Raw genomic sequence first — 11,937 nt, forward strand, 5'->3', positions numbered from 1 at the left:
TGGTCAGGAATTTATCATTGGTTTTTTTAGCGCAAGGCCGCAGAACAGCGGACCTCGTTGATGAGGGTCAATCTTTTGGCTGGCCACGGGATCGGGTCATCTGACCCGATCCCGTGACGTTTCCATCACTGGCCGGAGGCAGGCATCGCCGGGATGGGTTCGCTCGGCGGTGGCAAGTCACTCGGGTTCGACGGTGGCGTGACGATTTCCTGGAACGATGCAGGCTCTACGTGCTCGGTCGGCGTGATCGGCGCCGCTTCAGGAGGCGGGGCAACCGGCTCGGAGGCCGCTGGAACGGCTTCAACGGGTGCTGGTGCAGCAGGCTCTACAGCGGGAGTCGCTGCCGGGGCAGGTACCAACGGTGCCGGTGCTGCCTTGGCTTCAGGCATGCCCAGGTCCGTTTTCGGCTTTTCGGGGATGTGCGCAGCCTTTTTCGCTTCCGGCGGCAGGAACAGCTCGACCAGTGCGAAGAAACGCTCGTAGAACTTGGCAGACGATACGGTTTCGCTGGCGACCTTGACCATCGAGTCATCGGAGGAGCCGATCGGCATCGACACCGAGCCCAACACACCGACACCGAGACTGGCGGAGTTGTTGGTCTTCTTCAGCGCATAACGATCCTGCAGGGCATTGGCGAACACGGTCGCGTGGTGCCCTTCGCTGCCGTCATCGGCGCAGACCACACTGAAGCTGATCTCCATGTGATTCTCGCCGGTCTGCTGGAAACTCTTGTGACCGCTGACCAGCTTCGGATCGTTGCTGGTGATGATGTAACCCTGACTGAGCAAGGCGCGACGGGCGGCTTCACAGCTCTGGGTATCGGTGACCGGATAGTTTCTGGAAAAGGTACCTGAGTCGTCGAAATTCTCATGCTCATAGATGGCAGCCTTGTTCGATGAACAACCAGCCGCAGTGGCAAACACGGCTGCCAGCCCGACAACCCGCATGGGAAGTGATTTAAACATTGAACATCCTGAGGAAAACGGTTCGGGGCATATTGTGCAACAGATCGATGCTCAGCGGAGCATCGATCTGTCTTATTACGGTTACAGGCTGATTGACCCCGGTTTTGCGTAAAAGTCACCGCGGCAAATGACGTACGGCGCACAACAAAAAAAAGACCCCGGTCTTTCGGCCGGGGTCTTCTGTGCAGCGCTAAACCTGGTCAGGCATCAGTAACGCTTGATCTCCGCCTGGCTTTCCAGCTGCTTGCGATAGGCCGCGAAGTCTTGCTGGCCGATGCGCGAAGCGAGGTAGCGACGATACTGTGCTTTCTCTTCTTCAGTCGGCGCCGCGGCTTCGTTCACGCCATTGAGGCGCACGATCATCAGGCTTCCATCAGCCAGCGTCACGCTGGTGAAGGTCGGCTTGTCCTTGGCCACAGGCTTCGCCATGCGGAACAGCGCTTGCAGCACCGCCGGGTCGACACCTTCCTGAGCACGGGTCGCCGCCTCGGTGACTTTCCAGGTCTGGCCGTCGATCGCCTGATCCAGCGGGGTCTTGCCGTCGCGCAGACTGGCAATCAGGGCGTCAGCCTTGGTCTTGGCATCGGCGCTGGCGTGTTCCTTGGCCAATTGCACACGGATCGCGGCAGAAACGCTTTCCAGCGGCAATTGCGAAGGCTTCAGGTGCTCCTTGGCACGCAATACGACCACGGTTTCCGGATCCAGCTCGATGGCGGTGCTGTTCGCACCCTCATCCAGCACTTCCGGGCTGAACGCAGCCGTGATCACGGCACGGTTGGCGGCAATACCCTCACCGCCTTCACGGCCGAACGGCTTGGACGTATGGACGGTCAGTTTCAGGTCCTGCGCCGGCTGAGCCAGATCGGAGGCTTCGAACGAGGCGTCTTCCAGTTGCTTGGTCGCCTCGACAAACCGCTGTTCGACCTGCTGGGCCTTCATTTCGCGGGTCAGCTTGTCTTTCAGGCTGGCGAATGTCGGAACTTCTGGCGCTTCCACGCCCAACAGCTTGATCAGGTGGAACCCGAAATCGGTACGCACCGGCGCGGAAACCTGATCCTTGGTCAACGAATACAGGGCTTTCTCGAACGCAGGGTCGTAGACGCCAGGACCGGCATAACCCAGGTCACCGCCGTTGTTCGCCGAACCCGGATCCTGGGAGAATTCCTTGGCCAGCGCCTCGAATTTCTCGCCCTTGGCCAGACGGGCCTGGATCTCTTCGATCTTCGCCTTGGCTTGCGCCTCGGTGGTCTTGTCGTTCACTTCAATCAGAATATGCGCCGCCTGACGTTGCTCGGACAGGTTCGCGATTTCTTTCTGATAGGCCGCCTGCAGGTCTTCGTCATTGACGCTGACCTGATCGAAGAAGGAAGCCTTCTTCAGCTCGAGGTAATCGATGACCACCTGATCCGGCGTCATGAATTCCTTGGCGTGCTCGTCGTAGTAAGCCTTGACCTCATCGTCGGTCAGCTTCACCGCTGCCGGGTCGGTCTTGATGTTCAGGGAGGCAAAATCGCGAGTCTGTTTTTCCAGACGGGCAAAGGCCAGTACCTGTGCGTCGGTCACGAAACCGCTACCGGCCAGGCCGGCACGCAGCTGACCGATCAGCATTTCCTGAGCCATCAGTTGGCGGAATTGCATGCGGGTGTAGCCGAGTTGGCGAATCACCTGGTCGAAACGCTCGGAACTGAACTTGCCATCCACCTGAAAGTCAGGCGTTTGCAGGATGACCTGATCCAGAGCCGCTTCGGAAAAAGCGAATTTCGAACTTTCTGCGCCTTGCAGCAGCAGCTTGCGATCGATCAGGCCCTTGAGAGCTGACTCGCGCAGCATTTTTTCATCGAGCAAGGAAGCATCGAAATCCTTGCCCAGCTGTTGCATGAGCTGGCGGCGTTGCATATCGACCGCCTGGCTCAGCTCGTTCTGGCTGATTTCTTCGCCATTGACCTTCGCCGCTTCATTCTTGTTCGTCGTGGCCTGAAAAATGGCGTCGAAACCGGTCAAAGCCATCAGTGCAACGATGACCCCGATAATAGTCTTGGCAATCCAGCCTTGTGAATTGTCCCTGATATTCTGCAGCATGCGTCCCCCAGAAACGGTTGAACTTCAAAAATTAGGCAACCGTGGAGCGTGGGTAGAATCCGGATAGAAGAAAGGCGCATCCGAGGATGCGCCTTCTCGTAACTGGCGGAGCGGATCGAGGGGCTCGAACTGGCGACCCTCGGTGTCTTGAACCGGCGACCTGCAGACAGGACTGCCGCTCCGCTGCCAAGTCAGGCATGACCCCGACCCGGATGGGTAAAAACCTGAATCGAACTTAGTTGACAGCTTCTTTCAGTGCTTTACCGGCTTTGAAACCTGGTTTTTTGGCTGCTGCGATTTCCAGCGTCTTACCGGTCTGTGGGTTACGACCAATGCGAGCCGGACGATCAGTTACGGAGAAGGTACCGAAACCAACCAGAACAACAGAGTCGCCAGCCTTGAGAGCGCCAGTGACGGATTCGATTACAGCGTCCAGCGCACGGCCAGCAGCAGCTTTCGGGATATCAGCGGATGCAGCGATAGCATCAATCAGTTCCGACTTGTTCACTCTAAGTCCCCTTATATCTATTTGAGTATGATTCTAAGTTTTTTTGGTGAAAGCAAAAACGAGTGCTGAATGGCCTACAGACACTTAAGAGCCGCTTTATAACAAGGGCTCTAAAAAGCTGTCAAGAAAGCCCCCCAGGCAAATACGTACTAATGCGTGCTAATTCTTTCCTTAGAATCTGCGTCACGTTTCTCATCCTTCGCGACTATCTCCGGAGCCACGTCCGGCAAGGGCTCCGGCGCGTATTGCAACGCAATTTGCAGGACCTCGTCAATCCATTTAACCGGTTTAATCTGTAGATCCTGCTTGATATTGTCCGGAATCTCTTTGAGATCGCGCACATTCTCTTCAGGAATGATCACCGTCTTGATTCCGCCGCGATGGGCAGCCAGCAGTTTTTCTTTCAAGCCACCAATGGCCAGGACCTGGCCACGCAGCGTGATTTCGCCGGTCATGGCGACATCCGCGCGCACCGGAATGCCGGTCAATGCCGATACCAGGGCCGTGCACATGCCCACGCCGGCGCTAGGGCCGTCCTTGGGCGTCGCCCCTTCCGGCATATGGATGTGCGTGTCGCGCTTCTCATGGAAGTCCAGGGGAATGCCCAGGCTCTTCGCCCGGCTGCGAACTACGGTCAAGGCAGCGGTGATCGACTCGACCATCACGTCACCCAGAGAACCGGTCTTGATCAACTGGCCCTTGCCCGGCACTACCGCGGCTTCAATGGTCAGCAGTTCGCCGCCCACCTGAGTCCACGCCAGCCCGGTCACCTGACCGATCTGATCCTGCTGCTCGGCCAGGCCGTAGCGGAATTTGCGCACGCCCAGGAAGTGCTCCAGCATGTCTGCGGTGACCTTCACCGAAAAGCGTTTTTCCAGCGCATGCTCCTTGACGGCCTTGCGGCAAACCTTGGCAATCTGGCGCTCCAGCCCACGCACACCGGCTTCACGGGTGTAGTAGCGGATGATGTCGCGGATCGCTTCCGCATCAAACTCCAACTCGCCTTTCTTCAGGCCGTTGGCCGTAATCTGCTTTGGCGAAAGGTATTTGACGGCGATGTTGATCTTCTCGTCTTCGGTGTAGCCCGGCAGACGGATCACTTCCATCCGGTCCAGCAACGCCGGCGGGATATTCATCGAGTTCGAGGTGCACAGGAACATCACATCGGACAGGTCGTAATCGACTTCCAGATAGTGATCGTTGAAGTTGTGGTTCTGCTCGGGATCGAGCACTTCCAGCAACGCCGATGCCGGATCGCCACGCATGTCGCTGCCCATCTTGTCGATTTCGTCGAGCAGGAACAGCGGGTTGCGGACACCCACTTTTGTCATCTTTTGAATCAATCTTCCTGGCATCGAACCGATGTAAGTACGGCGATGACCACGAATTTCCGCCTCGTCACGCACACCACCGAGGGCCATGCGTACGAATTTACGGTTGGTGGCGTGAGCAATCGACTCCGCCAGGGACGTTTTACCCACCCCGGGAGGACCGACCAGGCACAACACCGGACCACGAATCTTCTTCACGCGCTTTTGCACGGCGAGGTATTCAAGGATGCGTTCCTTGACCTCTTCGAGGCCATAGTGGTCGGCATCCAGAATGTCTTCTGCACGCGCCAGGTCCAGGCGTACCTTGCTCTGAGCCTTCCACGGCACCTGAACCAGCCAGTCGATGTACGAACGCACCACAGTCGCTTCCGCGGACATCGGCGACATCTGCTTGAGCTTGTTCAGCTCGGCCGTCGCCTTGGCCAGTGCGTCTTTCGGCAGGCCGGCAGCATCGATACGCTTTTTCAGCTCTTCGACTTCGTTGTGACCTTCGTCGCTGTCGCCGAGCTCTTTCTGAATGGCCTTCATCTGCTCATTCAGGTAGTACTCGCGCTGACTGCGCTCCATTTGTTTTTTGACGCGGCCGCGAATGCGTTTTTCGACTTGCAGCAGATCGATCTCGGCATCCAGCAACGCCAGGACGTGCTCGACCCGGGCCGACAAATCGATGATTTCGAGGATTTCCTGCTTCTGTTCGATTTTCAATGCCATGTGCGCGGCCATGGTGTCTACCAGGCGGCCTGGCTCATCGATGCTGTTGAGCGACGACAGGACTTCAGCCGGGACTTTCTTGCCCAACTGCACATATTGCTCGAACTGGGACAGCAAGCTGCGAACGAACACTTCCGACTCGCGCTCTGGTGCTTCGACTTCGTCGATCAGGGAGACTTCGGCACGGCAGTGGCCGTCCACTTCGCTGAAGCGCTCGACAGCGCCCCGCTGCTCGCCTTCGACCAGAACCTTGACCGTTCCGTCAGGCAGCTTCAGCAGCTGCAGAACGGTGGCAATCGTACCAACGCGGTACAGGGCCTCTTCACCGGGATCGTCGTCAGCCGGGTTTCTCTGGGCCAGCAGAAGAATCTGCTTGTCACCCGTCATCGCAGCTTCGAGGGCTTCGATGGATTTCTCGCGCCCCACGAACAGCGGGATAACCATGTGCGGATAAACCACGACATCACGCAATGGCAGGAGAGGCAATTCGATGGTTGTCTTCATGATTTCGCCTCTACGGCGGCCATAAGGCCGGAAACAGATGGAAGTAAGCTTGAAACCAAGATGGGGGCTGCTCTGGAAAAAAACAAGCGGATAAAAGTACGACTTAAAAGATTGCCGCTGATGGCAGCGTTTGTGATGGTCCGGACACATCCGAAAATCAGATGGGTTGTCAGCTCGCCTTCGCCGGCAGGCCAGCTCCCACAAAAGCAAAGGGGCCCGAAGGCCCCTTCTTTGTACCGGCTGCGCGACGCTTAAGCGTCTGGCGCTGCCTTGGCAGCAGGCTCACTGTTTTCGTAGATATACAGTGGCTTGGACTTGCCCTCTATCACGCTTTCATCGATCACTACTTTGCTCACCTCCGATTGCGAGGGGATTTCATACATAGTGTCGAGCAATACACCTTCGAGAATCGAACGCAGGCCACGGGCACCGGTTTTACGCTCCAGGGCGCGCTTGGCGACCGATTTCAGAGCGTCGCTGCGGAATTCCAGATCCACGCCTTCCATCTCGAACAGCTTGGCATACTGCTTGGTCAGGGCATTTTTCGGCTCGGTGAGGATCTGCATCAATGCAGCCTCGTCGAGCTCGTCCAGCGTGGCAAGTACCGGCAGACGACCAACGAATTCCGGGATCAGACCGAACTTGACCAGATCGTCAGGCTCGACTTCACGCAGGGACTCACCGACTTTCTTGCCTTCTTCCTTGCTGCGCACTTCTGCGTTGAAGCCGATGCCGCCCTTGGTGGAACGGTTTTGAATAACCTTTTCCAGACCAGAGAACGCACCACCACAGATGAACAGGATGTTACGGGTGTCGACCTGCAGGAACTCCTGCTGCGGATGCTTGCGACCGCCTTGTGGCGGAACGGAAGCGACCGTGCCTTCGATCAACTTGAGCAGGGCCTGCTGCACGCCTTCACCGGAAACGTCCCGGGTGATCGACGGGTTGTCAGACTTGCGCGAAATCTTGTCGATTTCATCGATATAGACAATGCCCATCTGGGCTTTTTCCACGTCGTAATCGCACTTCTGCAACAGCTTCTGAATGATGTTCTCGACATCTTCACCCACGTAACCCGCCTCGGTGAGGGTGGTTGCGTCGGCGATGGTGAACGGAACGTTCAGCAAGCGGGCCAGTGTTTCGGCAAGCAGGGTCTTACCCGAGCCTGTCGGGCCGATCAGCAGGATGTTGCTCTTGCCGAGTTCGACGTCGTCATTCTTTTTGTCACGCTGGTTCAGGCGCTTGTAGTGGTTGTACACCGCTACGGCCAGAACCTTTTTCGCACGCTCCTGACCAATCACATACTGATCAAGGATGCCGCTGATTTCTTTAGGCGAAGGCAATTTATGCGCGCTGCTTTCGGCCTGTGCTTCCTGCACCTCCTCGCGGATGATGTCGTTGCACAGGTCGACGCACTCGTCGCAGATAAAGACCGAGGGGCCGGCAATCAATTTGCGTACTTCATGCTGGCTTTTGCCACAGAAGGAGCAATAGAGCAGCTTGCCGTTGTCCTCGCCGTTGCGGGTGTCAGTCATTCGTTCGATCCAAATCCGATAGGCTTGCAACACAAGATGAAGGCTATTGCGGGCTTTTTCAAGCCCGCAGGTGTCGGACCCGCCGACCAACCTTATTTTGAGCTGCTTATTTTAAGCAGGACGCTGGCTGATCACTTCATCGATCAACCCGTACTCACGCGCGGCTTCTGCACTCATGAAATTGTCGCGATTGGTATCACGCTCGATTTCTTCGAGAGTGCGCCCGCTGTGCTGGGCCATCAGCGTGTTGAGACGCTCACGAATGAAGAGAATTTCCTTGGCATGGATTTCGATATCCGACGCCTGGCCCTGGAAACCGCCCAGTGGCTGGTGAATCATCACACGCGAGTTCGGCAGGCAGTAACGCTTGCCTTGTGCACCGGCCGTCAGCAGGAACGCACCCATGCTGCACGCCTGACCGATACAGGTGGTCGCCACGTTGGGTTTGATGAACTGCATGGTGTCATAGATCGACATGCCCGCCGTCACCGAACCGCCCGGGGAGTTGATATAGAGATGGATGTCCTTGTCCGGGTTTTCCGCTTCAAGGAACAGCAGTTGCGCACAAATCAGGTTGGCCATGTAGTCCTCTACCGGACCAACCAGAAAGATCACCCGCTCCTTGAGGAGACGCGAGTAGATGTCGTAGGCGCGCTCGCCACGAGCGGACTGCTCGACAACCATCGGGACCAGGCCGCCTGCGGCCTGGATATCAGAGTTCTGCTGAATATACGAATTACGGAACATGCTCTGCAGTCACTCCCAAATAGTTATGTCTTGAATACGCATAAGCCAGCTCGAAGGCTGGCTTATGGTGTTTGCTTCTTACCGCAAAAGTGATCAGTCGGCTTGTGGAGCTTCTACCGGCTTGACCGCTTCTTCGTAAGAGACCGATTTGTCGGTCACGCTAGCTTTCTGCAGAACAGTATCCACAACTTGCTCTTCCAGCACAACCGAGCGAACTTCGTTCAGTTGCTGGTCGTTCTTGTAGTACCAGGACACAACTTGCTCAGGCTCCTGGTAGGCCGAAGCCATTTCCTGAATCATCTCGCGAACGCGGGTTTCGTCAGGCTTGAGGTCGAATTGCTTGACCACTTCAGCCACGATCAGGCCCAGCACTACGCGGCGCTTGGCTTGCTCTTCGAACAGCTCGGCCGGCAGTTGGTCAGGCTTGATGTTGCCGCCGAACTGCTGGACAGCCTGCACGCGCAGACGGTCAACTTCGTTGGACAGCAGAGCCTTTGGCACTTCGATCGGGTTGGTGGCCAGCAGACCGTCCATTACCTGATTCTTGACCTTGGATTTGATCGCCTGACGCAGCTCGCGCTCCATGTTCTTGCGAACTTCGGCGCGGAAGCCTTCCAGACCGGTTTCCTTGATACCGAATTGAGCGAAGAACTCTTCGGTCAGCTCTGGCAGCTTTGGCTCGGAAACGGTGTTGACGGTCACGGTGAACTCGGCGGTTTTGCCAGCCAGGTCCAGGTTCTGATAGTCCTCTGGGAAAGTCAGGTTCAGAACGCGTTCTTCACCGGCTTTTGCGCCAACCAGGCCATCTTCGAAACCAGGGATCATGCGGCCGGAACCCAGAACCAGCTGAGTACCCTTGGCGGAACCGCCAGCGAACACTTCACCGTCGACCTTGCCGACGAAATCGATATTCAGCTGGTCTTCGTTTTGAGCGGCGCGATCGGCCACTTCGAAACGGGTGTTCTGCTTGCGCAGGATGTCCAGCATCTTGTCCAGATCGGCATCAGACACGTCAGCGCTCAGGCGCTCTACGGTGATACCTTCGAAACCGGCAACGGTGAACTCAGGGAACACTTCGAATACGGCTACGTATTCCAGGTCCTTGCCCGCTTCCAGGGATTTTGGCTCGATCGAAGGCTGACCAGCCGGGTTCAGCTTCTGCTCAACCACAGCTTCGTAGAAGGAAGACTGGATCACGTCGCCTACCGCTTCCTGGCGAGCGTCGGCACCGAAACGGCGCTTGATTTCGCTCATTGGCACTTTGCCTGGACGGAAGCCAGCAATCTTGGCCTTTTGGGCGGTCTGCTGCAGACGCTTGTTGACCTGGCTCTCGATGCGCTCAGCCGGCACGGTGACGCTCATGCGGCGCTCAAGAGCAGTAGTATTTTCAACAGAAACTTGCATGGATATTCCTCGTTGCACAGACGTTAGCCGGCCGTTTCCGACCCCAGAATCAAGGGCATGCATTCTAGTGGGTCAAACTCAAGAAGTCACCCTACTGAAAACGGGTAAAAACGCAGCAGGCAATTTATAGGTGCGAATGCACGAATGCACCTCGCCCCGATGGCAAATACAACCAATCACGCCAGGGCTCTGCGCCAACCTTTCCATATATAGAGGAGGTCGCCAATCATCTCCCTGACAGCCGAACTCGCAAGCAAGGCCGGCGGGCAGGACCGCATCATCGAGAAACATAAATACGACGAAACGCCCTGCCCCTGCGACCCGGAACCTGCGGCCGCTGAAACAAAAAAGGCGCCAGACTTTTCAATCTGGCGCCTTTCGAAATATGGGGTGGACGATGGGGATCGAACCCACGACAACGGGAGTCACAATCCCGTGCTCTACCAACTGAGCTACGCCCACCATATTGCCTGTTAAAGAAGCCAAACAACTTCTTTATCAAGCTCCAGCCAGGCCAACGACCTGAGTGAAGCTTTAATTGGTGCGGATGAAGAGACTCGAACTCTTACGCCTCGCGGCGCTGGAACCTAAATCCAGTGTGTCTACCAATTCCACCACATCCGCGGGTGAAGCCTTTAAAGCAAAGGCGCCAGACTGTTAATCTGGCGCCTTTCGAAATATGGGGTGGACGATGGGGATCGAACCCACGACAACGGGAGTCACAATCCCGTGCTCTACCAACTGAGCTACGCCCACCATATCGCGTTACTTGTGCCAAAGCTGCCTAATGGCGCACCCGGCAGGACTCGAACCTGCGACCATCCGCTTAGAAGGCGGATGCTCTATCCAGCTGAGCTACGGGCGCCTTGTTAGCTGTAACCTTGGAGGACTACAAACTAAGTGCTTTCCAGTCTCGCAGAACCGTAATCCCGCTCAACCTTCCTAACCAGTGCTAGGCTGTGCCCGACAAGTGCGACGAATAGTATAGAGCCACCCGAAGGTCGTCAAATCCTTTTTAAAAAAAATTCATTTAATTAAAGGAGTTAGGGGAATTTGCAGACCAAGCGCCTTTGCCCTCACCGCATGACATGCGAGAATGCGTTCTCTTTTTTTCCCCTCTCGATGGTTAATCACGCGCAATGACTGCACAACTTATCGACGGCAAATCGATCGCCGCCAGCCTGCGCCAGCAGATCGCCCAACGTGTCACCGAGCGTCGCCAGCAAGGCCTGCGCACGCCCGGCCTTGCGGTGATCCTGGTCGGCAGCGATCCTGCCTCTCAGGTTTATGTCTCGCACAAGCGTAAAGACTGTGAAGAGGTCGGCTTTCTATCCCAAGCCTATGACCTGCCTTCGGAAACCACTCAAGAAGCGCTGACCGAGCTGATCGATCGCCTGAATGACGACCCTGCAATCGACGGCGTCCTGCTTCAGCTTCCGCTTCCCGAACACCTGGACGCGTCCAGGCTGCTGGAACGCATTCGTCCGGACAAAGACGTCGACGGCTTCCATCCTTATAACGTCGGTCGCCTGGCCCAGCGTATCCCGCTGCTGCGCCCATGCACCCCCAAAGGCATCATGACCCTGCTGGAAAGCACCGGTGTCGACCTTTACGGGATGGATGCCGTGGTTGTCGGCGCGTCCAATATCGTTGGCCGTCCGATGGCCATGGAATTGCTGCTGGCCGGTTGCACCGTGACGGTCACCCACCGCTTTACCAAGGACCTGGCCGGCCATGTCGGCCGTGCGGACCTGGTCGTCGTCGCCGCCGGCAAGCCGGGCCTGGTCAAGGGCGAGTGGATCAAGGAAGGCGCGATCGTGATCGATGTCGGCATCAACCGTCAGGAAGACGGCAAGCTGGTGGGTGACGTGATCTACGAAACCGCCTTGCCCCGCGCCGGCTGGATCACTCCTGTACCGGGCGGCGTAGGCCCGATGACCCGTGCCTGCCTGCTGGAAAACACCCTGTATGCCGCCGAAACCCTGCACAGCTGAGTTACACCGCGGACGCTGACAGCGTGACAAGGAACCCCGCCCTGGCGGGGTTTTTTTTGCCTGCGAGAAACACCGACCGCCCGCCGGAAAATGACTTTTTTTTCATGTTTCTCAGGACTTTCACCCGTTACTTGAACAACCATCGACAGTTATTCAGCC

The 11,937-nt window shown here is 56.9% G+C and carries 8 protein-coding genes and 4 tRNA genes; 1 reads left to right on the forward strand and 11 read right to left on the reverse strand.

Annotated features, from left to right (window positions below; genetic code table 11):
* Positions 1-125: 125 nt before the first annotated feature.
* The 11 genes from ACM6J5_RS10675 to ACM6J5_RS10725 form a co-directional block, all read right to left on the reverse strand.
* Positions 126-965, reverse strand: coding sequence for a DUF2242 domain-containing protein (locus ACM6J5_RS10675; protein WP_414928470.1), 840 nt, complete (start codon positions 963-965; stop codon positions 126-128).
* A gap of 207 nt (positions 966-1,172) precedes the next feature.
* On the reverse strand, positions 1,173-3,044 hold the full coding sequence (locus ACM6J5_RS10680; RefSeq protein WP_150673474.1) for a SurA N-terminal domain-containing protein: 1,872 nt from the start codon (positions 3,042-3,044) through the stop codon (positions 1,173-1,175).
* A gap of 235 nt (positions 3,045-3,279) precedes the next feature.
* Complete coding sequence (locus ACM6J5_RS10685; protein WP_002552737.1) at positions 3,280-3,552, reverse strand: HU family DNA-binding protein; 273 nt, start codon at positions 3,550-3,552, stop codon at positions 3,280-3,282.
* 149 nt (positions 3,553-3,701) lie between these two features.
* On the reverse strand, positions 3,702-6,098 hold the full coding sequence (lon, locus tag ACM6J5_RS10690; protein WP_008048849.1) for an endopeptidase La: 2,397 nt from the start codon (positions 6,096-6,098) through the stop codon (positions 3,702-3,704).
* A gap of 251 nt (positions 6,099-6,349) precedes the next feature.
* Positions 6,350-7,633 (reverse strand): ATP-dependent Clp protease ATP-binding subunit ClpX, encoded by a 1,284-nt coding sequence (gene clpX / locus ACM6J5_RS10695; protein ID WP_095167797.1) that lies wholly within the window; start codon positions 7,631-7,633, stop codon positions 6,350-6,352.
* Between the two features lie 111 nt (positions 7,634-7,744).
* Positions 7,745-8,380: an ATP-dependent Clp endopeptidase proteolytic subunit ClpP gene (clpP, locus tag ACM6J5_RS10700; RefSeq protein ID WP_095944368.1), complete on the reverse strand. Its 636-nt coding sequence runs from the start codon at positions 8,378-8,380 to the stop codon at positions 7,745-7,747.
* A gap of 93 nt (positions 8,381-8,473) precedes the next feature.
* Positions 8,474-9,784, reverse strand: a complete 1,311-nt coding sequence (tig, locus tag ACM6J5_RS10705; protein WP_057714092.1) for a trigger factor — start codon at positions 9,782-9,784, stop codon at positions 8,474-8,476.
* 386 nt (positions 9,785-10,170) lie between these two features.
* Positions 10,171-10,246 (reverse strand) — tRNA-His (locus ACM6J5_RS10710).
* Between the two features lie 77 nt (positions 10,247-10,323).
* Positions 10,324-10,408, reverse strand: a tRNA-Leu gene (locus ACM6J5_RS10715).
* 56 nt (positions 10,409-10,464) lie between these two features.
* A tRNA-His gene (locus ACM6J5_RS10720) sits at positions 10,465-10,540 on the reverse strand.
* Positions 10,541-10,572: 32 nt separating this feature from the next.
* Positions 10,573-10,649, reverse strand: a tRNA-Arg gene (locus tag ACM6J5_RS10725).
* A gap of 274 nt (positions 10,650-10,923) precedes the next feature.
* Between ACM6J5_RS10725 and folD the strand changes: the two genes are divergently transcribed.
* On the forward strand, positions 10,924-11,778 hold the full coding sequence (folD, locus tag ACM6J5_RS10730; protein ID WP_095944367.1) for a bifunctional methylenetetrahydrofolate dehydrogenase/methenyltetrahydrofolate cyclohydrolase FolD: 855 nt from the start codon (positions 10,924-10,926) through the stop codon (positions 11,776-11,778).
* The last annotated feature ends 159 nt before the right edge of the window (positions 11,779-11,937 follow it).

The organism is Pseudomonas sp. IT-P74 (assembly GCF_949768175.1).
Taxonomy (GTDB): Bacteria; Pseudomonadota; Gammaproteobacteria; order Pseudomonadales; family Pseudomonadaceae; genus Aquipseudomonas.